This is a genomic window from Streptomyces sp. BR123, from assembly GCF_013401435.1.
Lineage (GTDB): Bacteria > Actinomycetota > Actinomycetes > Streptomycetales > Streptomycetaceae > Streptomyces.
In genome coordinates this window covers 1-25,955 of record NZ_JACBGN010000051.1, presented here as the reverse complement: position 1 = coordinate 25,955, position 25,955 = coordinate 1, and the positions used below count along the sequence as shown (strand labels likewise).

At 72.8% G+C, this 25,955-nt stretch carries 25 protein-coding genes; 11 read left to right on the top strand and 14 right to left on the bottom strand.

What is annotated here, in order from left to right:
- Nucleotides 1-58: 58 nt before the first annotated feature.
- A complete protein-coding gene (locus HYE82_RS11430) occupies nt 59-1,216 on the bottom strand; it encodes a cystathionine gamma-synthase (RefSeq protein WP_179173879.1) in 1,158 nt (385 codons plus the stop codon).
- A 118-nt stretch (nt 1,217-1,334) separates the two neighbouring features.
- On the opposite strand from HYE82_RS11430, the gene HYE82_RS11425 reads away from it, so the two are divergent.
- The 5 genes from HYE82_RS11425 to HYE82_RS11405 all read left to right on the top strand — a co-directional run bounded on the left by HYE82_RS11425 (nt 1,335) and on the right by HYE82_RS11405 (nt 5,523).
- Nucleotides 1,335-2,441 carry a hypothetical protein gene (locus HYE82_RS11425; RefSeq protein ID WP_179173878.1) on the top strand — a complete coding sequence of 369 codons (1,107 nt, stop codon included), beginning with the start codon at nt 1,335-1,337 and terminating at the stop codon, nt 2,439-2,441.
- 341 nt (nt 2,442-2,782) lie between these two features.
- Nucleotides 2,783-3,451 (top strand): peptide-methionine (S)-S-oxide reductase MsrA, encoded by a 669-nt coding sequence (msrA, locus tag HYE82_RS11420; RefSeq protein ID WP_179173877.1) that lies wholly within the window; start codon nt 2,783-2,785, stop codon nt 3,449-3,451.
- Nucleotides 3,448-4,056, top strand: a complete 609-nt coding sequence (locus HYE82_RS11415) for a hypothetical protein (RefSeq protein WP_309144277.1) — start codon at nt 3,448-3,450, stop codon at nt 4,054-4,056. The genes msrA and HYE82_RS11415 overlap by 4 nt, the downstream gene beginning before the upstream one ends.
- Nucleotides 4,057-4,231: 175 nt before the next feature.
- Entirely contained in the window at nt 4,232-4,552 is a 321-nt protein-coding gene (locus HYE82_RS11410; protein WP_179173876.1) for a hypothetical protein, read from the top strand.
- A gap of 128 nt (nt 4,553-4,680) precedes the next feature.
- The gene (locus HYE82_RS11405) at nt 4,681-5,523 is read left to right on the top strand and encodes a class I SAM-dependent methyltransferase (RefSeq protein ID WP_179173875.1); all 843 of its coding nucleotides are present in this window, start codon (nt 4,681-4,683) and stop codon (nt 5,521-5,523) included.
- On the opposite strand, the gene HYE82_RS11400 is transcribed toward HYE82_RS11405, so the two are convergent.
- From HYE82_RS11400 to HYE82_RS11390, 3 genes are all read right to left on the bottom strand, one after another.
- Nucleotides 5,513-6,490 (bottom strand): GNAT family N-acetyltransferase, encoded by a 978-nt coding sequence (locus tag HYE82_RS11400; RefSeq protein WP_179173874.1) that lies wholly within the window; start codon nt 6,488-6,490, stop codon nt 5,513-5,515. The two genes, HYE82_RS11405 and HYE82_RS11400, sit on opposite strands and share 11 nt — an antisense overlap.
- A gap of 172 nt (nt 6,491-6,662) precedes the next feature.
- Nucleotides 6,663-7,931: an Ig-like domain-containing protein gene (locus HYE82_RS11395; protein ID WP_179173873.1), complete on the bottom strand. Its 1,269-nt coding sequence runs from the start codon at nt 7,929-7,931 to the stop codon at nt 6,663-6,665.
- 121 nt (nt 7,932-8,052) lie between these two features.
- On the bottom strand, nt 8,053-8,355 hold the full coding sequence (locus HYE82_RS11390; protein WP_309144276.1) for a hypothetical protein: 303 nt from the start codon (nt 8,353-8,355) through the stop codon (nt 8,053-8,055).
- 146 nt (nt 8,356-8,501) lie between these two features.
- On the opposite strand from HYE82_RS11390, the gene HYE82_RS11385 reads away from it, so the two are divergent.
- On the top strand, nt 8,502-8,891 hold the full coding sequence (locus tag HYE82_RS11385; RefSeq protein ID WP_179173871.1) for an LPXTG cell wall anchor domain-containing protein: 390 nt from the start codon (nt 8,502-8,504) through the stop codon (nt 8,889-8,891).
- A 112-nt stretch (nt 8,892-9,003) separates the two neighbouring features.
- On the opposite strand, the gene hutH is transcribed toward HYE82_RS11385, so the two are convergent.
- The 5 genes from hutH to HYE82_RS11360 form a co-directional block, all read right to left on the bottom strand.
- Complete coding sequence (hutH, locus tag HYE82_RS11380) at nt 9,004-10,545, bottom strand: histidine ammonia-lyase (protein WP_179173889.1); 1,542 nt, start codon at nt 10,543-10,545, stop codon at nt 9,004-9,006.
- Between the two features lie 239 nt (nt 10,546-10,784).
- Entirely contained in the window at nt 10,785-11,900 is a 1,116-nt protein-coding gene (locus HYE82_RS11375) for a sensor domain-containing diguanylate cyclase (protein ID WP_179173870.1), read from the bottom strand.
- A gap of 90 nt (nt 11,901-11,990) precedes the next feature.
- Nucleotides 11,991-12,779, bottom strand: coding sequence for an enoyl-CoA hydratase/isomerase family protein (locus HYE82_RS11370; protein WP_179173869.1), 789 nt, complete (start codon nt 12,777-12,779; stop codon nt 11,991-11,993).
- 41 nt (nt 12,780-12,820) lie between these two features.
- A complete protein-coding gene (locus HYE82_RS11365) occupies nt 12,821-13,993 on the bottom strand; it encodes an adenylate/guanylate cyclase domain-containing protein (RefSeq protein ID WP_179173868.1) in 1,173 nt (390 codons plus the stop codon).
- 261 nt (nt 13,994-14,254) lie between these two features.
- Entirely contained in the window at nt 14,255-15,133 is an 879-nt protein-coding gene (locus HYE82_RS11360) for a biotin--[acetyl-CoA-carboxylase] ligase (RefSeq protein WP_179173867.1), read from the bottom strand.
- A gap of 130 nt (nt 15,134-15,263) precedes the next feature.
- On the opposite strand from HYE82_RS11360, the gene HYE82_RS11355 reads away from it, so the two are divergent.
- The 4 genes from HYE82_RS11355 (at nt 15,264) to HYE82_RS11345 (ending at nt 18,011) form a co-directional block, all read left to right on the top strand.
- Nucleotides 15,264-16,862 carry an acyl-CoA carboxylase subunit beta gene (locus HYE82_RS11355; protein ID WP_179173866.1) on the top strand — a complete coding sequence of 533 codons (1,599 nt, stop codon included), beginning with the start codon at nt 15,264-15,266 and terminating at the stop codon, nt 16,860-16,862.
- A 19-nt stretch (nt 16,863-16,881) separates the two neighbouring features.
- Nucleotides 16,882-17,097 (top strand): acyl-CoA carboxylase epsilon subunit, encoded by a 216-nt coding sequence (locus HYE82_RS11350; protein ID WP_179173865.1) that lies wholly within the window; start codon nt 16,882-16,884, stop codon nt 17,095-17,097.
- A 90-nt stretch (nt 17,098-17,187) separates the two neighbouring features.
- Nucleotides 17,188-17,319, top strand: a complete 132-nt coding sequence (mmpB, locus tag HYE82_RS37910; protein ID WP_256987083.1) for a morphogenic membrane protein MmpB — start codon at nt 17,188-17,190, stop codon at nt 17,317-17,319.
- 83 nt (nt 17,320-17,402) lie between these two features.
- On the top strand, nt 17,403-18,011 hold the full coding sequence (locus tag HYE82_RS11345) for a nucleoside triphosphate pyrophosphatase (protein WP_179173864.1): 609 nt from the start codon (nt 17,403-17,405) through the stop codon (nt 18,009-18,011).
- Here HYE82_RS11345 and HYE82_RS11340 read toward each other — a convergent pair.
- Nucleotides 17,992-18,462, bottom strand: a complete 471-nt coding sequence (locus tag HYE82_RS11340; protein ID WP_309144275.1) for a hypothetical protein — start codon at nt 18,460-18,462, stop codon at nt 17,992-17,994. The genes HYE82_RS11345 and HYE82_RS11340 overlap by 20 nt on opposite strands.
- Before the next feature lie 407 nt (nt 18,463-18,869).
- Here HYE82_RS11340 and HYE82_RS11335 point away from each other — a divergent pair, with 407 nt between their 5' ends.
- Nucleotides 18,870-20,633, top strand: coding sequence for a biotin carboxylase N-terminal domain-containing protein (locus tag HYE82_RS11335; RefSeq protein WP_179173863.1), 1,764 nt, complete (start codon nt 18,870-18,872; stop codon nt 20,631-20,633).
- Nucleotides 20,634-20,795: 162 nt separating this feature from the next.
- Here the strand turns inward: HYE82_RS11335 and HYE82_RS11330 are convergent, their stop codons facing one another.
- The 4 genes from HYE82_RS11330 to HYE82_RS11315 form a co-directional block, all read right to left on the bottom strand.
- The gene (locus tag HYE82_RS11330; protein WP_179173862.1) at nt 20,796-21,347 is read right to left on the bottom strand and encodes a DUF5994 family protein; all 552 of its coding nucleotides are present in this window, start codon (nt 21,345-21,347) and stop codon (nt 20,796-20,798) included.
- 225 nt (nt 21,348-21,572) lie between these two features.
- Nucleotides 21,573-22,772 carry a PP2C family protein-serine/threonine phosphatase gene (locus HYE82_RS11325; protein WP_179173861.1) on the bottom strand — a complete coding sequence of 400 codons (1,200 nt, stop codon included), beginning with the start codon at nt 22,770-22,772 and terminating at the stop codon, nt 21,573-21,575.
- 435 nt (nt 22,773-23,207) lie between these two features.
- Entirely contained in the window at nt 23,208-24,158 is a 951-nt protein-coding gene (locus HYE82_RS11320; RefSeq protein WP_179173860.1) for a DeoR/GlpR family DNA-binding transcription regulator, read from the bottom strand.
- 188 nt (nt 24,159-24,346) lie between these two features.
- Nucleotides 24,347-25,786 (bottom strand): NAD(P)H-quinone dehydrogenase, encoded by a 1,440-nt coding sequence (locus tag HYE82_RS11315; protein WP_179173859.1) that lies wholly within the window; start codon nt 25,784-25,786, stop codon nt 24,347-24,349.
- Between the last annotated feature and the right edge of the window lie 169 nt (nt 25,787-25,955).

Below are 25,955 nucleotides of genomic sequence, written 5' to 3'. Positions count from 1 at the left end.
GCGCGGGGCGTGCAGCGGCGAACCGGGGTCCGCTGCCGCCGGTTGCCCCTCGGCTCCGTCAGCCCAGGGCCCGGGTCAGGTCCGCGAGCAGGTCGTCAGCGTTCTCGATGCCGACGGAGAGGCGCACCAGGTCACCGGGGACCTCCAGGGCCGAACCGGCCACCGAGGCGTGGGTCATGCGGCCCGGGTGCTCGATGAGGGACTCGACGCCGCCGAGGGACTCGCCCAGGGTGAACAGCTCGGCCCGGTTGCAGACCTCGACCGCCGCCTCCTCGCCGCCGAGGACGCGGAAGGAGATCATGCCGCCGAAGTTGCGCATCTGCTTGGCGGCGATCTCGTGGCCCGGGTGGTCGGCCAGGCCCGGGTAGAGGACTTTGTGCACCTTGGGGTGGCGGGTCAGCATCTCGGCGATCTTCGCCGCGTTCTCCGCGTGCCGGTCCATGCGCACGGCGAGGGTCTTGATGCCGCGCAGCACGATCCAGGAGTCGAAGGGGCCGGCCACGGCGCCCATCGCGTTCTGGTGGTAGGCCAGTTCCTCGCCCAGGGCCGCGTCGGCGGTGACCAGGGCGCCGCCGACGACGTCGGAATGGCCGCCCATGTACTTGGTCAGCGAGTGCACGACGACGTCCGCGCCGAGCGCGAGCGGCTGCTGGAGGTAGGGGGAGGCGAAGGTGTTGTCCACGACCAGCTTGGCGCCGGCCGAGCGCGCGATCTCGGCGACCACGGCGATGTCGGTGATGCCGAGCAGCGGGTTGGAGGGGGTCTCCACCCAGATGGCCTTCGTCTTCGGGGTGAGGGCGGCGCGCACGGACTCCGGGTCGGAGGTGTCGGCCACCGACCACTCCACGCCCCAGCGGGAGACGACCTTCGCGAAGAGGCGGAACGTGCCGCCGTAGGCGTCGTTCGGGATGACCACGTGGTCGCCCGGGACGAGCAGCGTGCGCAGCAGGCAGTCCTCGGCCGCGAGTCCGGAGGCGAAGGCCAGGCCGCGCGTGCCGCCCTCCAGCGCCGCGAGGTTCTCCTCCAGCGCGGTGCGGGTCGGGTTGGCGCTGCGGCTGTACTCGTAGCCGCCGCGCAGGCCGCCGACGCCGTCCTGCTTGTAGGTGGAGACCTGGTAGATCGGGGGCACGACCGCGCCGGTCAGCGGGTCCGCCGTGTTGCCCGCGTGGATCGCGCGGGTTTCGAAGCTCTGGTGCTCGTGGCTGTCGTCGCTCATGGGCAGAGCCTAAGGCCCGTACGGCCGTGCGCCACCCCCGGCCGCTGCCGGGGGGCCGGTCCTGCAACACGGCGTTCGCATTCGCCTCGGCACGGGTCGGTCTGGTTCGCTTGAGGCCATGGAGATTCTGTGGTTCCTGATCGCCGTCGGCCTGCTCGTGGCCGCCCTCGCTCCGCTCATACGGCGCAGGCGGGACGGCCGCCTGCGCCTGGTCCCGCCCGGCAGCCCCGACGCCGCCGACCCCGCCGACTACGGCTTCGCCCTGCAGGAAGAGCTCGACGTCCGGATCCCCGGGCCCGACCGGGACCTGATGGACGCGCTCGCCGTCGTGCAGCAGAGCGGGCAGTGGCAGGCGGCCTCCCAGCTGTTGGCCGGCACCCCCAAGGACGGGGAGCTGCGCTGGCAGCGGGTCCAGGCCTTCGCCGGGGCCGCGGCACTGGAGCTCGCGGCGCAGCCCGGGGCGGGCGCTTCCTGGCTGAAGGCGTGGCGGTTGCAGGCGGAGAAGGACGCGGGCGGGGCTCAGGTGCACGCGGAGCTGCTGGTGCAGCAGGCGTGGCGGCACTCGGGGGGCGTGGGCTCCGAGGACCACCGGATCATCCTGGAGGAGGCCCGGGAGGCCTGCCGCAAGGCGGTGCTGCTGGCCCCGGGCGACCCGGTCCCCTACATCACGGAGCTGGCGGTCGCGCGGGCGCTCGGCTACTCGGAGGCGGAGTTCGACGGGCTGTGGGCGAAGGTCATCGACGTGGCCCCGAACCACATGGGCGCCCACCTGGCCGCCCTGCACTACTGGTGCGAGAAGTGGCACGGCTCGCGGGAGAAGGCCGACTCCTTCGCCCACGCGGCGGCGGCCCGCGCCCCGCACGGCTCGCTGCTGGCGGCCCTGCCGCTGTTCGCGGTGTACGAGCACAAGCCGGACCTGGTGCTGGGCGCCTTCTGGCAGAGCGCGGTGGTGACCCGGGCGGTCGAGGGCGCGCTGTACGCGGTGCACCAGGCGCGGCCCGACGACCCGATGCTGGCGCACGTACGGCACCTGCTGCTGTCGTTCCTGGTGCCGATGGAGCGGTGGGCGGAGGCCATGGAGCAGGTGCGGCACGTGGACGGCTGCGTCGGCGCCCTGCCCTGGTCGGCGGCGCAGGACCCGGCGGCCGAGTACGCGGTGTACCGCGCCCTGGCGGTGGCCGGCTACGAGGCCAACGGCGGTTCCCCGGCCACCCTGCCGCACTGACGCACCGCCTTCGGGCCATGAGGTTGCCGTAAGCGATACGTGGTCGCGGGGCCGCGTGATCCCCCGTGGCCGACGGGTCCGGCCGACGGGTCCGGGCGCCGGGGCCGGCCGACGGGTCCGGGCGACCGCTCCAGCCGAAGCGGCGGTACCTGTACGCACGCGGCCGGGCGGTCCGCGTGACGACGGACGCGCAGCACCAGGCGGTGCCGGACGCGCGGGCGGTGGCCGGCCGACGACGGGCGGGTCCGGACCCTTCCCGCCCGAGCCCTCCGGCCCGGGCCGCGGGCGGGGAATCCGGGCCCGCCCCCGTCCGTTGAGGGAGGTACCAAGGAGGGAAGTCCATGTTCTCGTACCGCCGCACGCCCGAGCTCCCCACCGCCGAGCAGGCCCTCAAGGGCCGCCCGGAGCCCCTGTTCGCCCTGCCGCCGCAGCACACCGTCCTCGGCACCCCCCTCGCCGGCCCCTACCCGGAGCACCTGGAGGTCGCGGACTTCGGGCTGGGCTGCTTCTGGGGCGCCGAGCGGAAGTTCTGGCAGACCCCCGGGGTGTGGACCACCCTCGTCGGCTACCAGGGCGGCCACACGCAGAACCCCACGTACGAGGAGGTCTGCTCGGGCCTCACCGGCCACGCCGAGGTCGTCCGCGTGGTCTTCGACCCGTCGACCGTCTCCTACGCCACCCTGCTGAAGCTGTTCTGGGAGTCCCACGACCCCACCCAGGGCTTCCGCCAGGGCAATGACGTCGGCACCCAGTACCGCTCCGCCGTGTACACCCACTCCCCCGCCCGGCAGGCCGAGGCCGAAGCCTCCCGCGATGCCTACCAGCAGGTCCTGAACGCCGCCGGCTACGGCCCGATCACCACGGCGATCCTCCCGGCCGAGGACCGCCCTTTCTGGCCTGCAGAGGCCGCCCACCAGCAGTACCTGGACAAGAACCCGGCGGGCTACTGCGGCATAGGCGGCACGGGCGTCTCCTGCCCCATCGGCGTGGCCAAGACGCCCGCGGAGTGAGCAGCGCCCTGCTCCCCGACCCGGCGCACGAGCGGCTGACCCGGCTCTGGCAGGCCCAGAGGCCTGCCGGGCCGGTGCTGCCGTGGGATCTGAAGACGGTGTACGGAAACCGCTGGGTCCGCTTCCACAGCCTGCCGGAGTCGAAGCGCTACGCGGACGACGAGGCCGAGTACGCGGTCCTCCTCGACCGGTACAACACGGTCCTCGACGAGCTCTTCGCGGACGGCGAGGTCTGCGTGGTGACCATCGACTGGACGGACCCGGCCGAAACGGCCGATCCTCCGGAGTGGACGGTGCTGCGCAGGGCCCTCCACCCGGCGGGCACCCTGTGGACCGTCCTGGACGAGCCGTCCGACCCGGGTCCGGACCAGCTGTGGTACTTCTACGCCGACCGGCGGCCCTGGGTACGCGGCTGCCTCGACCCGCTGCTCCGCGCGGCCGCCGACGCGGCCGTGTCGGGGGTCCTCGTGACGGACCCGGACCTCACCCGCATCCACCACGCGTACGACGGCGGCGCCGACGTCATCCTCCCCACCCCCGGGGAACGCGACCGCCTGCGCGACCGCCACTCCGCCTGGCTGTCAGCGCACCCCTCGGGATACTGACCACTGGGCCCTCCTGGCCGGTCGGACACCGTCCCACAGCTGCAGGGTCGCCCCGTCGACTTCTTGCGCAAACCGGCCGCCACAACGTCGGCAGCTCGGTACCGTGACGGTCTGTCGACCGGAGGGGGCTCGCGTGAAGCACCGGGATGCGGACTACATGGCTGCGCTGGAAACCATGACGGCAGTTCTCAGGGGCTGGGCCCGCGAGGGACGGACCGGCTCCTACAAGGCGTTGAGCGAGGCCGTGGCGCCGGAGCACCGCGTGCACTACCGCGGGAGGGTGATGTCGCTCCTGCTGGCAGACGTCTGTCGCCAGGACAGCACGGGAGCCGAGCCGATGCTCTCTGCACTGGTGGTCAATGCGTCCAGCCGCAGGCCCTCCGACCAGTTCTTCGAGCTGGCCGTCACCGAATTCCGCCGCAGGGAGGCGGACTGGACGTGGGAGCGAGAGCGCGACGCCGTGGTCGCCCGCTACCGCGACCCGATTGTGCCGTGAGCGTTGCCGAGCCGAGCTCAGGGCACACGCCGCCGTAGCTCCCGCATGCAAGGCCCCGACGCCGCCCTCCGTCTGGCGTGACGGCGAAATCGGTCGCGCGGCCCGGTCAGGGTCGGGAGACTGGGGCGGTGGACGACAGTGGGCAGCGGGACGGGGTTGCGGCCAATCGGGCCGTGTGGGACGAGCTGGCGCGGGTGCACGGGACGACGTCCGGGGACCGGTTCTACGACGTCGAGTCGTTCCTCGCCGGCCGGCAGACCCTGTGGGACCTGGAGCGGGAGCTCGCGGGGGACGTGCGCGGGCTGGACCTGCTGCACCTGCAGTGCCATTCCGGCATGAACACGCCGAGCTGGGCGCGGCTCGGGGCCCGGGTGACCGGGGTGGACTTCTCCCCGGTGGCCGTGGAGCGGGCCCGGGGGCTGGCGGCCCGCGCGGGACTCGCGGAGCGGGCCGAGTTCGTGGAGGCGGACACGCAGGCGCTGCCGGCCTCGCTCGGCAGCCGGTTCGACCTGGCCGTCGCCACGTACGGGGTGCTGTGCTGGATCGGTGACCTGGACGCCTGGATGCGGGGTGCGGCGGCCGCGCTGCGGCCCGGCGGCCGACTGGTCATGGTCGACCTGCACCCGCTGTACCAGGTCTTCGCCAGTTACGAGCCGCTCGTCGCCGACTGGCCGTACGGCGGCGGGCTGCCGCAGCGGGAGCCGGTGACGGGGACGTACGCGGATCCGGAGCTGCGCACGGAGCCGCGGGAGTCGGTGCAGTACCCGCACACGCTCGGGGAGATCGTGACGGCCGCGGCCGGCGCCGGACTGGCCGTGGAGCGGCTCGGCGAGCACACCGACGCCGAGTCCGACGGCCGGGGCATCCTGCCGCGGGGTCAGGACGGCAGGTACCGCTTCCCGTTCGGGCAGACGCACCTGCCCGCCCTGTACTCCCTCGTGGCGCGCCGCCCGGCCGCCGCTACAGGGTGAGCTGGAAGAGGGCCGTGCCGCGTTCGCGGCGGTAGCCGAGGGCCTCGTTGACGGCGCGCATCGGGGCGTTCTCGTCCGCGACGGTCGTGGCGACGGCGCGCAGGGCCGGGTGGCGGTCGGCCGCCTCGGCGAGCATGCGGAGCTTGACGGTGCGGCCGAGGCCGAGGCCGCGGTGTCCGGGGACGACGACCGTGTCGTACTGGAGGGCGCGCGGGCCGTCCGGGTCGGGCAGCACGAGCTCCGTGTACGCGGCCACCTCGCCCTCCGGGGTGACGGCGGCGACCGTGGTCAGTGCGCCCCCGCGGTCCAGGATCAGCTGCTGGGCGGCGTGCAGGCGGTCCGGGGTCCAGGCGGGGACCTGCACGTCGGCGTCGCCCGTCGGGGCGTCGTCCATCGCGCAGTGGGCCCGGGCCGCGGCGGCGGCCCACGCGTCGGGCACCGGGCCGGGCCAGCAGACGAGCTCGTAGCCGGGCGGGGCGGCGGCCTCCCGGACGGGCAGGGAGCGCTGTGCCTGCGGGACGTCCTGGACGTACCAGGCCATCGACAGGACGCTGGTGAAGCCCAGCGACTCCGCGAAGGCCTGGCCCGGGCCGCCGAGGTCGATCTGAGCGGTGACCGAGGTGCGGCCGCGGGCGAGGAGTTCCTCGCGGACCTGCTGCCACAGGGCCGTGCCGAGGCCCTGCCGGCGCGCCCGCGGACGGACCGTCAGCACGTCGAGGAACGCGGTGTGCCGGTTCTCCTCGTCGGTGAACAGCAGGAGCCCGGCAACGCCGTCCTCGGCCGCCCACAGGGCGGCGCGCCCGCGCGCGGGCGGCACCCGGAGCCGTCCGGCCACCTCCACCCGGGTGGGCGCCGACAGCTGCGGCAGGTCGGCGGCCAGGGCGTCGGCCAGGACCTTCCGCCAGGCCTCCGCCTCGGCGTCGGACGGCGGCGGGGTGAGGGCGCGGATCGCGGAGTCGCTCGTCATGTGCCGAACCCTAGTTCGGGGACGGGGCCGCCCGCCCGGGAGTTTGCGGCGGCGGTGCGGGCGTCGAGCGGCCACCGGGCTGCCGCCGGAAACGCCGGATGGCGGGGCACCCGCCGAGAGGTGCCCCGCCATCCGCGGGTACGGTCCGGCCCGCCGTGCGGCGGGACGGGGGTCAGGCGGCCGAGCCGGCCTTCCAGTCCGCCCAGCTCATGTTCCAGCCGTTCAGGCCGTTGTCCGGCTTGATGGTCTTGTCCGGGGAGTTGACCACCGTGACGACGTCGCCGATGAGCGAGTTGTCGTAGAACCAGGCGGCCGGCTGGTTCGGGTCGCCCGCGCCCTTGACGTCGTTCAGGCCGATACAGCCGTGGCTGGTGTTCGCGTTGCCGAAGATCGAGTCCGCGCCCCAGTAGTTGCCGTGGAGGAAGGTGCCGGAGTTCGACAGCCGCATCGCGTGCGGGACGTCCTTGATGTCGTACTCGCCCTTGCCGTCGGCGTCGGTGAAGCCGACGGTGGCGCCGTTCATCCGGGTCTCCTTGAACTTCTCGGAGATCACCATCTGGCCGTTGTACGTCGGGTTCGCCGGGGCGCCCGCCGAGATCGGGATGGTCTTGATGACCTGGCCGTCCCGGGTGACCGTCATCTTCTTCGACTTCGCGTCGACCGTGGAGACCTGGCTCCGGCCGATCTTGAAGGTGGCGGTGCGGTTCTGCACGCCCTGGATGCCGGGGGCGCCCTGCACGCCGTCCAGCGTCATCTTCATCGTGACGGTGGAGTTCGCCTTCCAGTAGTTCTCGGGGCGGAAGTCGAGCCGCTGATCGCTGAACCAGTGGCCGACGACCTCCTGGCCGCTGTCGGAGGTGACGTTGATCGCCGCCTGGACGGCCTTCCTGTCCTTGATCGGCTTGTTGAAGGTGATCGACACGGGCATGCCCACGCCGACGGTCTGACCGTCCTCCGGCACGAACGAGCCGATGAAGCTGTTCTCCGGGGAGACGGTGGTGAAGGAGGAGTTCTCGTGCGCCTCCTTGCCGCCCGCGTCCTTGGCGGTCGCCGACAGCGCGTACTTCGTGGAGCGCTTCAGCGGGGCGTCCGGCTTCCAGCTCTTGCCGTCGCCGGCTATCCTGCCGGCCACGGCCGCGCCCTCGGAGGTCTTCAGCTCGACGGCGGTGAGCGTGCCGTCGGCGACGCTGACGGCCGTGGTGTCGATGCCGACGTTGGTCGAGCCGTCCTTCGGCGCGATCGTTATCTTGGCCTTCGACGCGTCCTTGGCCGCCGCCGCGTCGACGTCGGACTGCGACTTGGCGGTGTCACCGCCGCCCTTCGCCTTGTCCTCGTCACCGCCGCCGCATGCCGTGAGCATCAGTACGCCCCCGAGCACGGCCGATACGGCCGCCACGGACCTTCTCCGCCGCTTGCTGTCCGTCCTCACACGCCACTCCATCGCTGCTGAACCCCCCGGGGGCATCCCCGGGCAGGGGGACAGACCCCCTGCCACTCACCAGGCAACGCGTTGACGGCTCGGATCGGTTCCACATTCCGTCAGGATGTGGGCTACCCCACGGTCAGGCGTTGTCGGTCTCTCTGTCGAAGCCTCCATCTTCCTCGTCCAGCTCGTACTCCAGTGACTCGGGGTCGTATTCGACGGGCTCGCTGCTCCAGGAGGCCTGTACGAGGTCCACCCCGGGGATGTCCACGACCAGGTCAGTGGGGTCGACGAGGTACGCGAGGGCCTCCGATTCGTCATCCCGGACCGCGGACTCGGCGTGGCTGCGTTCGTCGTCCGGCATGAACTCGTCGTCGGCGATGTGGTCGAGTGCGGCTCCGGTGAGGGCGTCGGCGTCCGGCACCTCCAGCACCAAATCCACGCGAAGCCGTACGTATCGTGATGTGTCAGAAGGGTTCATACGTCGGAGAGTAAGCCCGCGCACGCCCCGGCTTTCCCACGACCCGCCCCTTTCCGTAGCATCACCGCACACGGTCAATTCGCTGCTTCCGCAAGGGGGATCGCCCCGTGTCCGCACGCCCGCCCCTGCTCACCTCGCTGGGTGCGACCACTCTCCTCGCCGCCCTCTGGTTCGTTCCGTCCGCGAACGCGACCGCACCCGGGTCCGCGACCCCCGCTTCCGTCGCGCCCGCCTCCGGGAACGCCGGCGGTTCCGGCACCGTCACGATGACCGCCGCCGACACCGACGGCGCGGGCGCGACGGACACCGCGGAGGCCACAGGCGCCACAGGCGCCACGGACGTCGGCGGGACCGCGCCGGGCAGCCGGGCCGCCACCCTGGCGCTCGCGGACACCGGCGGGATCGACACCACCCCGTACCTGCTGGCCGGCACCCTCTTCCTGGGCGTCGGCGCGGGATTCGTCGCGTTCTCGGTACGCCGCACCCGCAGCCAGTAGGGGCCGCGGACCCGACAGCACAGCGGCCGGGGGCCGCCCGCCGGGATTCCTCCCGGGAGCGGCCCCCGGCCGTTTCCGTTCACCGCACTGCCGGACAAGCAGGCCGGGCTGCTCAGGCGAGCGGGCCCGTGACCCCCTCGACGGCCTCGACCAGCCCGCCCGAGCGCACGAACGCGTCGGCGGCGGCCAGGTCGGGCGCCAGGAAGCGGTCCGGCCCGGGGCCCTCGACACCGGCCGCCCGCGTGGCGGCGATGGCGGCGAGGCTGGCGGGGGCGGCGGTGAGCCCGTGGCGCAGCTCGATGGCGCGGGTGGCCGCGTACAGCTCGATGGCGATGACGCGGGTCAGGTTGTCGACGGCGGTGCGGAGCTTGCGCGCGGCCGACCAGCCCATCGAGACGTGGTCCTCCTGCATGGCCGAGGAGGGGATGGAGTCGGCGGAGGCCGGGGCGGCCAGCCGCTTCATCTCGCTGACCAGGGCGGCCTGCGTGTACTGGGCGATCATCAGGCCGGAGTCGACGCCGGCGTCGTCGGCCAGGAACGGCGGCAGGCCGTGCGAGCGGTTCTTGTCCAGGAGCCGGTCGGTGCGCCGCTCGGCGATGGAGGCGAGGTCGGCGGCGGCGATGGCGAGGAAGTCCAGGACGTACGCGACCGGCGCGCCGTGGAAGTTGCCGTTGGACTCCACGCGCCCGTCGGGCAGGACCACCGGGTTGTCGACGGCGGAGGCCAGCTCGCGGGAGGCGACCAGGGCTGCGTGCGCCATGGTGTCCCGGCCGGCGCCGGCGACCTGCGGAGCGCAGCGCACCGAGTACGCGTCCTGCACGCGCGGGGCGGACTCCTCCTGGAAGTGCCCGGTGAGTCCGGAGCCCTTCAGGACGGCGGCCATGTTGGCGGCGGAGTCGCCCTGGCCGGGGTGCGGGCGGATGGCGTGCAGCTCGGGGGCGAGGACCTTCTCGGTGCCGAGCAGGGCCTCCAGCGTCAGGGCGGCGGTGATGTCCGCGGAGGTGTAGAGCCTGCGGAGGTCGGCGAGGGCCATGATCAGCATGCCGAGCATGCCGTCGGTGCCGTTGAGGAGGGCGAGGCCCTCCTTCTCGCGCAGCTCGACGGGCTCGATGCCGGCCTCGGCGAGCAGCTCGCCGGCCGGGCGGACGGCCCCGTCGGGACCCTCGGCGTCGCCCTCGCCCATCAGGGCGAGCGCGCAGTGCGAGAGCGGGGCGAGGTCGCCGGAGCAGCCGAGGGAGCCGTACTCGTGGACGACGGGCGTGATGCCCGCGTTGAGCAGGTCGGCCATGGCCTGCGCGACGGAGGGGCGGACACCGGTGTGACCGGAGGCGACCGTCTTCAGGCGCAGGAACATCAGGGCGCGCACGACCTCCCGCTCGACACGCGGGCCCATGCCGGCGGCGTGCGAGCGGACGATGTTGCGCTGGAGCTGGGCGCGCAGCTCCGGGCTGATGTGACGGGAGGCCAGGGCGCCGAAGCCGGTGGAGACCCCGTAGACGGGCTCGGGCTTGGCGGCGAGGGAGTCGACGATCTCGCGAGAGCGGGCGAGCGCGTCCAGGGCCTCGGGGGACAGCTGGACCCGCGCGTTGCCGCGGGCGACGGCGATGACGTCCTCGGGGGTGGTCCCGGACGTCCCCACCACGACAGTGTGCATATCCATATTCAGCACCCTACGGACTGAATCGCTTCATGTCACTAGTGACGTTCACGAGGAACTCTCCCGCCACCCGGGGCGCGCACGCAGCGCCCGTACGGCGCCACGCCCTGCAACGCCGCAGCACCCGTGCGCCGTCACACCGGGCAACGCCGCAGCGCCCGTACGGCGCTACGCCCTGCAACGCCGCAGCACTCGTGCGCCGTCACGCCGGGCAACGCCGCAGCGCCCGTACGCCGTCACGCCCGGCCGCGGAAGCGGCGCCGCTCGCCCGGGGCCTCCTGCCGGGCCGTATCGGCCAGATGCACCACCGCGGTGTCCCGCCCGGCGACGACGGGGCCGGCGGAGCGGGCGGCCTTGGCCTTGTACTGGGCGGCGTCGGCCAGGCGGAACAACCGCCGGGAGGACTTCACGGGGCCGATCGGGTCCCCGGTCGAGGCGACCCCGCAGGCCACCCCCTCGCCCAGCTCCAGCCCGTCGGCGCGGCGGCACAGCTCCTCGGCCACCCGCACCACCTCGTCGGCCGAGGGACCCACGCTGACCAGGCAGAACTCATCCCCGCCGAGCCGGGCGGCGAGCGCGCCGGGCAGCATGGCGCCGCACAGGCTGAGCACGGACCCGAAGCGCTCCAGGAGCCGGTCGCCGGTGGCGTGGCCGAGGGTGTCGTTGACCCGTTTCAGCCCGTTGAGGTCGCACACCACCAGGCTCACGACGGCACCGCCGTGCCGGTGCTCCTCCAGGGCCGCGTCGAGCCGCGTGTCGACGACGCGGCGGTTGGCCAGCCCGGTCAGCGGGTCGGTGAAGGCCAGCCGCCGGGCCTCCTCCAGCCGGTCGCTCTGCGCGAGCCCGGCGGCGATCACGGCGGCGAGCACGGTCGCGAACTCGGCGTCGTCCTCGTCGAAGTCGGGCAGCCCGTCGTCCCGGGCCACGTACAGCTCACCCCACGCGCGGCCGCTCAGCACGACGGGCGCCACGACGCAGGTGCCGCGGCCGCGGCGGCGCAGGGTCTCGCCGCGGCGGCCGGGGCGGGCCGCGGCGGCACTCTCGACCCAGGCGTGCGGGCCCCCGCCGCCGACCCAGCGCTCGTGCAGGAACTCGGTGATCTCGGGGAAGTCGTGCACGGGGTACGACTCGTCCTCGGGGAACTCGGCCTCGTCCGCCCGGCGCCCGCCCTCGTTGACGAGCACCCTCAGCCGGCCCCGCTCGCGCTCCCAGGCGGAGATCGCGGCGAACGACCCGTCCATCGCCAGGCGCGCTCCCCGCGCGGCGGCCCGCATGCTGTCCCGCGGCGCCCCCGCGGCGGCCATGGCCTGCGCCAGGCCCACGACGGCTCCCAGCCGCGCGTCGAGTCCCATCACCCCAGATTAGGGAGTTTCACCCGATTTGCCAGGCCGCGCCGCCTGCCGGACCGGGCCCGGCGGGGGCGCCGTGCAGGAACCGTGCGGCTACTGGCCCGGCCAGTCGGGGCGGCGCTTCTCGTTGAACGCCGCCACGCCCTCCGCCCGGTCGCCGGAGAACGCCACCGTCCGCCAGGCCGCGTCCTCGATCTCCAGGCCCGCCGCCAGGTCCATCCCGTGACCCAGCCGCAGCGCCCGCTTGGCCGCCCGCAGACCGACCGGGGAGTTCGCCGCCATCCGGGCGGCCAGGGCGAGGGCCTCCTCGCGGTCCCGGCCGACGGGGACCACCGAGTCGACCAGGCCCAGCGACAGCGCCTCCGCGGCCTCCACCCTCCGGGCGGTGAAGATCAGCTCCGCCGCCCGGGCCGCGCCCACGCGCCGCGGCAGCAGCTGGGTACCGCCGCCGCCCGGGATCACGCCCACGGACACCTCGGGCAGGCCGACCACGGCCGTCTCGTCGGCCACGATCACATCGCAGGCCAGCGCCAGCTCGAAGCCGCCGCCCAGCGCGAACCCGTGCACCGCCGCGATCGTCGGCATCGGCAGATCCAGCACGCCTCCGTACGCGCCCCGCGTGGTGGGCCGCTGGCGCACCAGCTCCGCGTCGCTGAGCGAGTTGCGCTCCTTGAGGTCCGCGCCGACGCAGAACGCCCGCTCCGCCGTCGAGGTGAGCACGACCACCCGGGCCGACGGGTCCGCCGCCAGCCGCGCGCAGGCCGAGCCGATGGCCCGCGCCATCGCGGTGGACACCGCGTTCATCGCCTTCGGCCGGTCGAGGACCAGCTCCACGACCCCGTCGTCACCGTGCCGACGTACCGCTACGAACTCCGACTCCATCGCCGACTCCACCGACACAGGGCCCTCCCGGTTAACGAACGTTACCCGGGGATCTTAGGCTTCCGCCGCGTCAGCGACCAGGGCTCCACGACGCCCAGCCCGCGCACCGGCCGCTGCCACATCGGCTGCAGCGCGAAGCGGTAGGACCCGCCGCCCTCCTCGGCCTCGGCCTCCTTCTCGGAGAGCGGCGCCGCACCGGTGCGGCCCAGCTCCTCGGCCATCGCCCCGTCGACCAGCACCGCGTCCTTCGGGGCTATCGAGGTCAGCCGGCTGGCCAGGTTCACCGTGGTCCCGAAGACGTCGCCCATCCGGGTCGTGACCGTTCCGAAGGCGATGCCGACGCGCAGCTCCGGCATCTGCGGGTCGGACTCCATCGTCTCGATCAGCCGCAGCGCGATCTCCGCCGCCGTCGCCGCGTCGTCCGCCGCGTACAGCACCTCGTCGCCGAGCGTCTTGATCAGCCGGCCGCCGTGCGCGGCGACCAGGTCCGCGGCGTTCGTCTCGAAGGACTCGACCAGCTCGCCGAGCTGCTCCTCCTCCAGGCGCCGCGTCAGCCGGGTGAAGCCGACCAGGTCGGCGAAGCCCACCGCGAGGCGCCGGTCGACCATCTCCTCGTCGTCGGCCGCCTGCACGACCCGGCCGGTCGCCGCCGCCAGCTGGCGGCGCCACACATAGACGAGGAACTCCTCCAGCTCCGGCAGGAGCAGCTCGACCAGCGGGTACGTGACCTCCGTACGGGTCATGCCGGGCTCCGGCGGCTCGGTCAGCCCCTCCAGGAAGGAATCGATCTGCCATTCGGCCAGCCGGGCGGTGGTCTGTCCGGTGGAGCGTGCCACCTGCACCGCCATGGGCTCGCTGAGCAGTCCCGCCTCGACCAGGCCGGCGAGCCGGCGCAGCGCGAGGACGTCGGCCTCCGTCAGGGCCCTGGCCTGGCCGATGTCCGCGAAGCCCATGGCCCGCCAGAAGCGGGAGGCGAGTTCCATCGACACGCCGGCGCTGCGGGCCGCCTGGAAGGGGGTGTAGCGGCGCTCGGCGCCCAGGATCAGCTGCTCCAGCCGGATGGCGAGCGGGTCCGCCGTCGGCTGGGCGGTGTGGTCCACCTCGTGGTGGGGGGTGTGCTGGTCGCGCCCGATCGGCGTTCCCGGGCTTCCCGGGCCGCCCGGGTTGCCGGGTCCGCGGGCGGACGCGCCGGACGTAGAGTCGTCGACGGTCAAGGGCCGCCTCCTGTCCATTCCGTGCGCACTGCCCTGCCGAGCCGGGTGATCACCGGCAGGGACCGGGATCGCCTAAACCATACGGCAGGTGTGCCGTAGCTCACTCCCCACTCCCGTTACCTCCGGCGCCCGGCGGGGTCGCGGACCGGTCCGCGAGCCCGCCGGGCGTGCGCCCCGGGCCCGCCCCCGTCGGGGCCGGAGGGGGCCGGCGGACCGGCCCGGAACACGCCCGGACCGGCCGCGACCTGCCGTGACCCGCCCCTACCGCACCGACCTGAGGTGCACCACGTCCCCGGCGCCGACGGCCTCGTGCGCCCCGTCCTCCGTCCGCACGACGAGCCGCCCCTCCGCATCGACCGCTTCGGCCGTCCCGGTGAGCGACCGCCCGCCGGGCAGGTCCGCCCGCACGTGCCGGCCGAGGGTCGCGCACTGCGCCGCGTACGCCTCCTGCAGGCCGCTGGCCGCAGGATCGCCGGCGGCCGCGCGCCAGTTCCCGTACCACTCCTCCAGGGACCGCAGTACGGCCTTCAGCAGCGGCTCGCGGTCCGTGACGGCCGCCTTGGCCAGGCGCAGCGACCCGGCCTCCGGGACCGGCAGCTCGTCCTCGGTCAGCGACACGTTGAGGCCGATCCCGATCACGATCCCGTCCGCGACCCGCTCCGCGAGGATGCCGGCGGCCTTGCGTTCGGCTCCCTCCACCGTGACCAGCAGGTCGTTGGGCCATTTGAGTGCGGTGTCGACCCCGGCGGCCCGGGACAGCCCGGCCGCCGTGGCCACGCCGGCCAGCAGGGTCAGCCAGCCCCACCGCTCCTGCGGCACGGCCTCGCCCGGCTTGAGCAGGACGGAGAAGAACAGCCCGGACCGGGCGGGCGCGACCCAGCTGCGGTCGAGCCGCCCGCGCCCGGCGGTCTGCTCCTCGGCGACGAGCACGGCCCCCTCGGGCAGCTGCGCGGCGCGGGAGGCGAGATCGGTGTTGGTGGAGCCGGTGGTGGGAACCACTTCCACCGAGGACCACAGCCCCTGCCCGGTGACGAGGGCGCGCTGCAGGGCGGCGGCGTTCAGGGGCGGCCGGTCGAGGTTCGACCAACGACCCGCGGAGGCCCCGGAAGGGGTTCCTCCTGAAGCATCTGATGGCGTCATGCAACCCACAGTAGGTGTGTCAAACGCCGCACTGCCGAGCGCCATGCCCGCCGATACGCTACGCACCAGTAGCCAGCAGTAGTCATTCATTGACCAGGCAGTTGACACCACACAGGGAGCCGCGACCCCGATGTCACAACCGTCAGAGCCGATCGACATCCACACCACCGCGGGCAAGATCGCGGACCTGCAGCGCCGTATCGAGGAGGCCTCCCACGCCGGGTCCGCCCGGGCCGTGGAGAAGCAGCACGCCAAGGGCAAGCTGACGGCCCGCGAGCGGATCGCCCTGCTGCTGGACGAGGGCTCTTTCGTCGAGCTGGACGAGTTCGCCCGGCACCGCTCCACCGACTTCGGCATGGAGAAGAACCGCCCGTACGGCGACGGCGTCGTCACCGGCTACGGCACCGTCGACGGCCGCCCGGTGGCGGTGTTCTCCCAGGACTTCACCGTGCTCGGCGGCTCCCTGGGCGAGGTCTTCGGGCAGAAGATCATGAAGGTCATGGACTTCGCGCTGAAGACCGGCTGCCCGGTCGTCGGCATCAACGACTCCGGCGGCGCCCGCATCCAGGAGGGCGTCATGGCCCTCGGCATGTACGGCGAGATCTTCCGCCGCAACACCCACGCCTCCGGGGTGATCCCGCAGATCTCCCTGGTCGTCGGCCCCTGTGCCGGCGGCGCGGTCTACTCCCCCGCCATCACCGACTTCACCGTGATGGTCGACCAGACCTCGCACATGTTCATCACCGGTCCGGACGTCATCAAGACGGTCACCGGCGAGGACGTCGGCTTCGAGGAGCTCGGCGGCGCCCGCACCCACAACGCCACCTCGGGCGTGGCCCACCACATGGCCGGGGACGAGAAGGACGCCATCGAGTACGTCAAGTCCCTGCTGTCCTACCTGCCGTCGAACAACCTCTCGGAGCCGCCCGCCTTCCCCGAGGAGGCCGACACCGAGGTCACCGACGTCGACCGCGAGCTCGACGTGCTGATCCCGGACAGCGCGAACCAGCCGTACGACATGCACACGGTGATCGAGCACGTCCTCGACGACGGCGAGTTCCTGGAGACCCAGTCGCTGTTCGCCCCGAACATCCTCACCGGCTTCGGCCGGGTCGAGGGCCACCCGGTGGGCGTCGTCGCCAACCAGCCGATGCAGTTCGCCGGCTGCCTCGACATCAACGCCTCCGAGAAGGCCGCCCGGTTCGTGCGGACCTGCGACGCCTTCAACATCCCGGTGCTGACCTTCGTCGACGTCCCCGGCTTCCTGCCGGGCACCGACCAGGAGTACAACGGAATCATCCGGCGCGGCGCGAAGCTGATCTACGCCTACGCCGAGGCCACCGTCCCGCTGATCACCGTCATCACCCGCAAGGCCTTCGGCGGCGCCTACGACGTCATGGGCTCCAAGCACCTCGGCGCCGACCTCAACCTGGCCTGGCCGACCGCGCAGATCGCCGTGATGGGCGCGCAGGGCGCGGTCAACATCCTGCACCGCCGCACCATCGCCGAGGCCGAGGCCGCCGGCGAGGACGTGGAGGCCGTCCGCGCCCGGCTCATCACCGAATACGAGGACACGCTGCTCAACCCGTACACCGCCGCCGAGCGCGGCTACGTCGACGCGGTGACGATGCCGTCGCAGACCCGCGCGCACGTCGTCAAGGGCCTGCGCCAGCTGCGCACCAAGCGCGAGTCCCTGCCGCCGAAGAAGCACGGCAACATCCCCCTCTAGGTCCGGGAGGTCCAGTCCTGTGGTGATCAAGGTCGTCAAGGGGAATCCGACGCCGGAGGAGCTGGCCGCCGCCCTGGCGGTGGTCCAAGCGCGCGCGGCGGTGCTGGCGTCGGCACCGTCGGGCGCGCCGCGGGTGGCCGACGCCTGGGCGGCACCGGGCCGGCTGGCGGCGCGCACGCTGCCGCAGCCCGGCCCGCGCGCGTGGGCCCGTACGTACTGGCCCGGCCGGGGCTGAGGCCCCGGCCGGAAAATGGTGCGATCCGGTGGCGGCGCCTGAGTACCCGTACTCAGGCGCCGCACGGGCCTTCGGAAACAGAATCGGGGCATGCTCTGGTCCGACCCGAAGAACGAGCCGCCCGAGGAGATGCGCGAGACGCAGGCGATGCTCCGGCGGATGACCGTCGTGCTCGTCCTCGCCATGGTGGTCGTCGTGTATGTGCTGGGCGTGGGGTTCTAGACCGTTCTGGACCGGTTTCCGGACCGGGTTTCCGGACCGGGGCCCCGGGCCGGGTTTCCGGGCCGCCGCCTACGATGACGGGCATGACTGCTGCCCCGGCTCACGCCCTCGTCCTCGCGTCCGCCTCCCCCGCACGGCTCAACCTGCTGCGACAGGCCGGGCTCGCCCCGCACGTGCTCGTCAGCAACTTCGACGAGGACTCGGTGACCGCGGACACCCCGGCCGAGCTGGCCCTGGCCCTGGCCGAGGCCAAGGCGGCCGTCGTGGCCGGCCTGGAGGAAGCCGCGGGCGCCCTGGTCATCGGCTGCGACTCGGTGCTGGAGCTGGACGGCGAGGCGCTCGGCAAGCCGGCGGACGCCGCCGAGGCCACGGCACGCTGGAAGGCCATGCGCGGCCGGTCGGGCGTCCTGCGCACCGGGCACTGCGTGATCGACACGGCCTCGGCCCGCCGGGTGTCGGCGACGGCATCGACGACGGTGCACTTCGGCGAGCCGACGGACGCGGAGGTCGCGGCCTACGTGGCGAGCGGCGAGCCGCTGCACGTGGCGGGGGCGTTCACCCTGGACGGGCTGTCGTCGCCGTTCATCGAGGGCATCGACGGTGACCCGGGCAACGTCATTGGGCTGTCGATGCCGCTGCTGCGCTCCCTGCTGGGAGAACTGGGCGTGTCCATCACCGACTTGTGGGCCTGAACCCCCCGGCCGCCTCCTGAAGCCCGTCCACCCGGCCGTCCACCCGGCCGTCCCGGGCCGGGTGGAGCGTCAGGGCCAGCACGATCAGGCACAGGATCGCCATCGTCACCGCGAAGGCGCCCCAGCCCACCGCCGAGACGGCGAGGGCGCCGAGCAGCCCGTGCGCGACGGCGGCGGTGATCAGCACGACGCGGGCGAAGCGGCCGGGCGCGCGGTCCCGTACGGCGGCCACGGCGAGCAGCACCGCGCACAGCAGGAGGAAGCCCCCGAGGGCCGCCCCGAGCACATACGTGCCCACGGCCATGACCTCGGGGTCCGAGCCGGCGATGGACATCGACTGGTTGTGCGTGGTCCGCCCCAGCACGAAGTGGACGAGGGCGAGCAGCACCCCCTCGGCGGCGAGCGCGGCGGCCGCCAGCCCGGCCACGAGTCTGCGCAGCACGGCATCCACGACGCCCCACCCTCCAAGGCCCACGGGGCACAAGCCCGTTCGACGCCTGGAGGCTACTAACGGGTAAACGTACGGACAAGGGGTGCGCGCGCGTTCGTTACGCGAAAGGGTGCCCGAGCGGTGCCCGAGCGCCGGGCGGGCGGCGGCCGCGCAAAGAATCTGTGGGCCGTTCGTAGGGAATCCACAAAGAATCGCCGGGGGCCGCTGACCGGGTGGACAGAGACCGTGGCTATCTGACGGGGTTACTGTGCAGTCGGGGATCCCCTTGACCTGGGGCTCCACAAGGACTTTCCGCGCCAGAGGCAGCCTCGGATCACACTCCGTGTGGGCAAGGTCACCTCTGGGGAAGGGTCGAAAGGCCGTGTGGGCAGTCCCTAAACTCAGCTTGTTTCAAGGAGGGAGCCATCGTGCGCAAGGTGCTCATCGCCAACCGTGGCGAAATCGCTGTCCGCGTTGCTCGGGCCTGCCGGGATGCCGGGATCGCGAGCGTAGCCGTCTACGCCGACCCGGACCGGGACGCCCTGCACGTCCGCGCGGCCGACGAAGCTTTCGCGTTGGGCGGTGACACCCCGGCCGCCAGCTACCTGGACATCTCCAAGGTCCTGCAGGCCGCCGCCGATTCCGGCGCGGACGCCATCCACCCCGGATACGGCTTCCTCTCCGAGAACGCCGAATTCGCGCAGGCCGTCATGGACGCGGGCCTGACCTGGATCGGCCCGCCGCCGCAGGCCATCCGCGACCTCGGCGACAAGGTGGCCGCCCGGCACATCGCGCAGCGCGCCGGCGCCCCGCTCGTCGCCGGCACCCCCGACCCGGTGTCGGGCGCCGAAGAGGTCGTCGCGTTCGCCAAGGAGCACGGCCTGCCGATCGCCATCAAGGCCGCCTTCGGCGGCGGCGGCCGCGGCCTGAAGGTCGCCCGCACCCTCGACGAGGTGCCGGAGCTGTACGAGTCCGCCGTCCGCGAGGCCGTCGCCGCCTTCGGCCGCGGCGAGTGCTTCGTCGAGCGCTACCTCGACAAGCCGCGCCACGTCGAGACCCAGTGCCTGGCCGACAGCCACGGCAACGTGGTCGTCGTCTCCACCCGTGACTGCTCGCTGCAGCGCCGCCACCAGAAGCTCGTGGAGGAGGCCCCCGCACCGTTCCTCTCCAAGGAGCAGAACGCCGAGCTGTACGCCGCCTCGAAGGCCATCCTGAAGGAAGCCGGCTACGTCGGCGCCGGCACCGTCGAGTTCCTCGTCGGCCTCGACGGGACGATCTCCTTCCTGGAGGTCAACACCCGCCTCCAGGTCGAGCACCCGGTGACGGAAGAGGTCACCGGCATCGACCTGGTCCGCGAGATGTTCCGCATCGCCGACGGCGAGGAGCTCGGCTACGGCGACCCGGTGCTGCGCGGCCACTCCTTCGAGTTCCGCATCAACGGCGAGGACCCGGGCCGGGGCTTCCTGCCGGCCCCCGGCACGGTCACCAAGTTCAACGCGCCGTCCGGCCCCGGCGTCCGCCTCGACGCGGGCGTGGAGTCCGGCTCGGTCATCGGCCCGGCCTGGGACTCCCTGCTGGCCAAGCTGATCGTGACCGGCGCCACCCGCGAGCAGGCCCTGCAGCGTGCGGCCCGCGCTCTGGCCGAGTTCGAGGTCGAGGGCATGGCCACGGCCATCCCCTTCCACCGCGCGGTCGTCGTCGACCCGGCGTTCGCCCCGGCCGACGGCACCCCGTTCAAGGTCCACACCCGCTGGATCGAGACCGAGTTCGTCAACGAGATCCCGGCCTTCGCCGCCCCCGTCGCGGACGAGGCCGAGGAGGAGCCGGGCCGCGAGACGGTCATCGTCGAGGTCGGCGGCAAGCGCCTGGAGGTCTCCCTCCCGTCCTCCCTGGGCATGACCCTGGCCCGTACGGCCGCGGCGGGCGGCGCCAAGCCGAAGCGCCGCGTCGCGAAGAAGTCCGGCCCGGCCGCCTCGGGCGACACCCTCGCCTCGCCCATGCAGGGCACGATCGTCAAGGTCGCGGTCGAGGAGGGCCAGCAGGTCAACGAGGGCGACCTGATCGTCGTCCTGGAGGCGATGAAGATGGAGCAGCCGCTGAACGCGCACCGCTCCGGCACGATCGTCGGCCTGACGGCCGAGGTCGGCGCCTCCCTCACGTCGGGCGCCGCGATCTGCGAGATCAAGGACTGACGCCCCGCACCTCCGAACGCCGGCGAGCTGATTCCCAGCCGCCGGCGTTCGCCGTCGTACCGGGCCTCGATGACGACCTTGCCCACCGTCGCAGTCGGTGCGGTCGGCGGGAGGAGGAGACCGCCTGCCCCTGCCGGGAGGGCGCAAGGCCCATCTTCAGGCTCACCTCCACCGGTTCCACGGCAGCGCGATCATCCGTGCTCCGACGACCGGGTGCCGCTCGGGCGACATGGCCTCCCTGCCGCCCGCCTCACGGGCAGCCTCGCTGCTTCTGGCCTTTCGGATACGGAGGCCGGCTGCGGCTTCGTCGGTCATGAGGGTGCCGACGGCCCGGACGTTGCCGGGGAGGGAGGCGGCGGTCATGAGCCGGGCTGCGGCGGCAGGATGGGTCTCGGGCGGGATCACCAGCAGGTCGCAGCGGCCGACACTGTAGGAGAGCAGGATCATCTTGTCGGAATCCTGTTCCGTGAACCAGCCCACGTGCACGGTGTGTCCTGCGACGGGAACCTTGTGCGGTACGACGGGCCAGCAGGTGGGGTTCACCATGACGCGGGTGATGCGTCCGAAGCGGCCCTCCAGCGCGTCGACCAGTGGCGGAAGCTCGGCTGCGAGATCTCGGGATCGGGGCCACCAGGCCCCGTCCAACAGGCCGGCGAGGGCAGTCTTCGGCGTCAGGGCCAAACGGGCCGAGACCAGGGGAGTGGTGGCAGTCATGATCGCGAACTCATTCCCGGCCGCCTTGCGGCAGCCCGTGTTTTGATCGCCGGAAACGACGTCCGCGTGGGAGCGGGTGCGCGAGTTACTCCCGGTAATCCCAGTCTACTCCGCGCCGTGGTGGGACTGACGAGAAGTGGGATCAGTGGCTTCCCCGGGGGAACACGGCCCGGCCGACGCTCGCGGCCCTCACACCGCCCCTGCCCGTCCCGCTCGGCCCCTGCGTCATCCGCGCCACTCGACCAGGACGAGGGTGGCGTCGTCCGAGGTGACCTCGCCGCGTGCCCGCTTGAGCGTGTGGGAGAGGTCCCGTGCCACCGCGCGGACCCCTCGGTCCGTCTTCTCCAGTCGGTTCACCCAGTCGATCAGCTGATCCTCGCCGAACTGCTCCTGCCCGCTCTCGTGTTCCTCGATCAACCCGTCGGTGAAGCAGAGGATGCGGTCCCCCGGTTCGAGCGCCACTTCGCTGACCTGCGGCTGTGCTCCTCCGAAGCCGACGGGCAGGGTCGTGGGACTGTCCAGTCGGCGTACGACGCGGTGCCCGCGAATCAGCATGGGAGCAGGGTGGCCGGCATTGACCCACTGGAGGTGGCCCGTGCCGGTGTCCAGGCGCATCATCTGCGCGGTGACGAAGTGGTCGGGGGCGAACTGCTCGGCAACCGCCCGGTCCATGAAGAGATAGATCTCGGAGAGCTCGATGCTCATCCGGCGGGCGTGCCGATAGGCACCGATGGCGACGGTGGCCATCGTGGCCGCGTTCAGGCCGTGTCCCATGGCGTCGATCATGGCGAGGTGGAAGGTGTTCCCGTTCAGCGCGTAGTCGAAGCTGTCGCCCGCCACGTCGTAGGCGGGCTCCAGGACTCCGGCGATGGTGACGCGCGGCGTCACCATGACGAGTGGTGGCATGAGCGACCACTGGATCTCCGCGGCAACGCTCATCGACTTGCTGCGCCGGGTGCGGAAGAAGAGGTCGGTGTAGCCGTTCTTGGTCTGCATCATGTCGGCGATCAGACCCGCGATCCTGCGCAGGATACGGCGATCGTCCTCATCGACCCGGTCCAGGGTGACGGCCAGGACGCCGGCCTGGTCGCCACCGTCCCACATCGGCACATAGACCCTTACCCCGTCGCTCAGCACGCGCTCGACCGGCCGGAACGTGAGAAAACACCGGCCCGCCGCCGAGCGGTCTATGCGCAGCGGTTCACCACCCTCCAGCCCCTCGCCCACCAGAGGGACCAGCTTCTCCTGCCCGTAGTCCTGGAGGAGGATCTGCGGCTGCCGGCCTCCCAGCCGGGCCACCGCGCCGGCCAGGACCGGACCGACCCGATGGGGCGGCAGCTCCGGGGCGAGGTCCAGGAGCCCGCCCAACAGCTCCTCGCCGAAACTCTCGGAGCGATCCGGATCCCCGCGCTGTCCGGCTGCCATCCAAGTGCCTCCAAACGCGCGGCCTGCGCAACCCTGGTCCGGCACTGCCGTAGGACGGGGCTGGGCCCGCGCCCGGGCCGAACGGAACCCGACCCGAACCCGTACCTGGGGTCTCGTCTCAAGAATGCGCCTCGCCGACCCGGCAAGCGACACGGCTGCCGGGAACGCGCAGAGAACGATCGTCGTCCGGCCGACCGTGATCGATGCCTCGCCGGCGTTCGAGGCGCGGGGGTGCGGGCGGAGCTCGGTTTCGGGGAGGGGTCGGGTGAGGGAAAGGCTCCGCGCAGCGGCAGCAGGGCCGCCGAGGTGGGGCCGGACGTACGGCCGCGGCCCCGGCGGCGCGGAGCGGTGGCCGGCGGCAGCGGCGGTGCCGGGCTCAGTGGCGGTTCCGGGGTCATTGGCGCCCGGGCGGGGTCGGCGACGCCCGGCCAGGTGTCAGCGGCGGCGGAGGTCGGCTACGCGGCGGTCGCCCGGCGGCGGCTCCAGCAGGGCGGCGGCGGGCGCACTGCGCAGGCCGGGGGCCCCGCGGCGCTGCACCGGCAGCGGTGCGTCCCGCCGCGGCCGCCGCCCGGCCATGCCCCCTTCCAGCGGCCCCGCGGGCGCAACCGCCCCGGCCACGGTGATCTGCACCCCTTGGTCGGCGAGCGCCTGCAGCTCAGCGGCCGCCCGGTCATCGTGCGTCGGCGGCTCGTCCGTGACCAGACGGGTCATGACATCGGTCGGGACCGTCTGGAACATCGTGTCGGTGCCGAGCTTGGTGTGGTCCGCGAGCACCACCACCTCCGCCGCGGCCTGCACCAGCGCCCGGTCGACGCTCGCCGACAGCATGTTGGACGTGGACAGGCCCCGCTCCGCGGTGAGGCCGCTGCCCGACAGGAAGGCGCGGGAGACCCGCAGGCCCTGCAGCGACTGTTCGGCGCCGCTGCCGACGAGCGCGTAGTTGGACCCGCGCAGGGTGCCGCCGGTCATGACGACCTCGACCCGGTTGGCGTGGGCCAGCGCCTGGGCGACGAGCAGGGAGTTGGTGACGACGGTGAGGCCCGGCACCCGGGCGAGCCGACGGGCCAGCTCCTGGGTGGTGGTGCCCGCGCCGACGACGACGGCCTCGCCTTCCTCGACGAGGCCGGCGGCGACGTCGGCGATGGCGGTCTTCTCGGCCGTCGCGAGATGGGACTTTTGCGGGAACCCGGATTCCCGCGTGAAGCCTCCGGGCAGTACAGCACCGCCGTGCCGGCGGTCGAGGAGTCCTTCTGCCTCCAGTGCCCGCACGTCCCGGCGTACGGTCACTTCGGAGGTCTGGACCACGCGGGCGAGTTCACGGAGCGACACGGCTCCGTTCGCCCGCACCATTTCGAGGATCAACTGGCGACGTTCTGCAGCGAACACGAAACTGACAGTAACCCGGGCGACCGTCTGGTTTCAGCTCCTTGCGCCGGAATACCGAAGTTGTCCATAAGGCAGGGCACTTAGTGGTATACGCGGCCGGACGAGTGCGTGAACACACCGCCGCGCACCGGCGCCCTGCCCCAAGTCCCCTTGCGAAAAGGGGAGGTTGTGGCCCCGGGAGGCCCGGATCAGGCCTCGGTGCCGGTCTTGCGGGTGTGCAGCTGGCGCGCGACCTCGGCGATCGATCCCGACAGGGAGGGGTACACGGTGAACGCGTTTGCGATCTGCTCCACGGTCAGGTTGTTGTCGACGGCGATCGAGATCGGGTGGATCAGTTCGCTGGCGCGCGGCGAGACGACCACGCCGCCGACGACGATCCCGGTGCCGGGGCGGCAGAACAGCTTCACGAAGCCGTCGCGGATGCCCTGCATCTTGGCGCGGGCGTTGCGCAGCAGCGGGAGCTTGACGACGCGGGCGTCGATCCGGCCGGCGTCGACGTCGGCCTGGGTGTAGCCGACGGTGGCGATCTCGGGGTCGGTGAAGACGTTCGAGGAGACCGTCTTGAGGTTGAGCGGGGTGACCGCGTCGCCGAGGAAGTGGTACATGGCGATGCGGCCCTGCATGGCGGCGACGGAGGCGAGGGCGAAGATGCCGGTGACGTCGCCGGCCGCGTACACGCCGGGGGCGGTCGTACGGGAGACCTTGTCGGTCCAGATGTGGCCGGACTCCTTGAGCTTGACCCCGGACTCCTCCAGGTTCATGCCCTTGGTGTTGGGGATGGCGCCGACCGCCATGAGGCAGTGGGTGCCGGTGACGACGCGGCCGTCGGAGAGGGTGACCTCGACGCGGTCGCCGACGCGCTTGGCGGATTCGGCGCGGGCGCGCCCGATGACGTTCATGCCGCGGCGGCGGAAGACGTCTTCGAGGACGGCGGCGGCGTCGGGGTCCTCACCGGGGAGGACGCGGTCGCGGGAGGAGATCAGGGTGACGCGGGAGCCGAGGGCCTGGTACGCGCCGGCGAACTCGGCACCGGTGACGCCGGAGCCGACCACGATGAGCTCCTCGGGGAGCTCGTCCAGGTCGTAGACCTGGGTCCAGTTGAGGATGCGCTCGCCGTCGGGCATGGCGTCCGGGATCTCGCGCGGGGTGCCGCCGGTCGCGATCAGCACGCATTCGGCGGTCAGGACGGTCTCGGTGCCGTCGGCGGCGGTGACGATGACGTCGCGCGTGCCGTCGATGCCCTGGGGGCCGCCGAGCCGGCCGCGGCCGCGGATGACACGGGCGCCGGCCCGGGTCACGGAGGCGGTGATGTCGTGGGACTGGGCGAGCGCGAGGCGCTTGACGCGGCGGTTCACCTTGCCGAGGTCCACGCCGATGATGCGGGCGGCCTGCTCGAGGGGCGGGGTGTCGTCGGCGACGACGATGCCGAGCTCCTCGTACGAGGAGTCGAAGTTCGTCATGACCTCGGCCGTCGCGATGAGGGTCTTGGAGGGCACGCAGTCGGTGAGGACCGAGGCCCCGCCGAGGCCGTCGCAGTCGACGACGGTCACCTCCGCGCCGAGCTGGGCCCCCACGAGGGCCGCCTCATACCCGCCGGGTCCGCCGCCGATGATCACGATCCGGGTCACGAAAACTCCGCCTCACGTCTACCCGGCCGAGCGCCGCCCCGGCCGGGGCTTCCGGGGGGTCTCCCCGGGGGATGCATTCCGTGCTCCATTGTCCCGCACGCTTCAAGGTGCTTCTCCCCCGGTCCCGCCATCCGTGCGCCACGACCCCGCCCCCCGGGCCCCGCCCGAC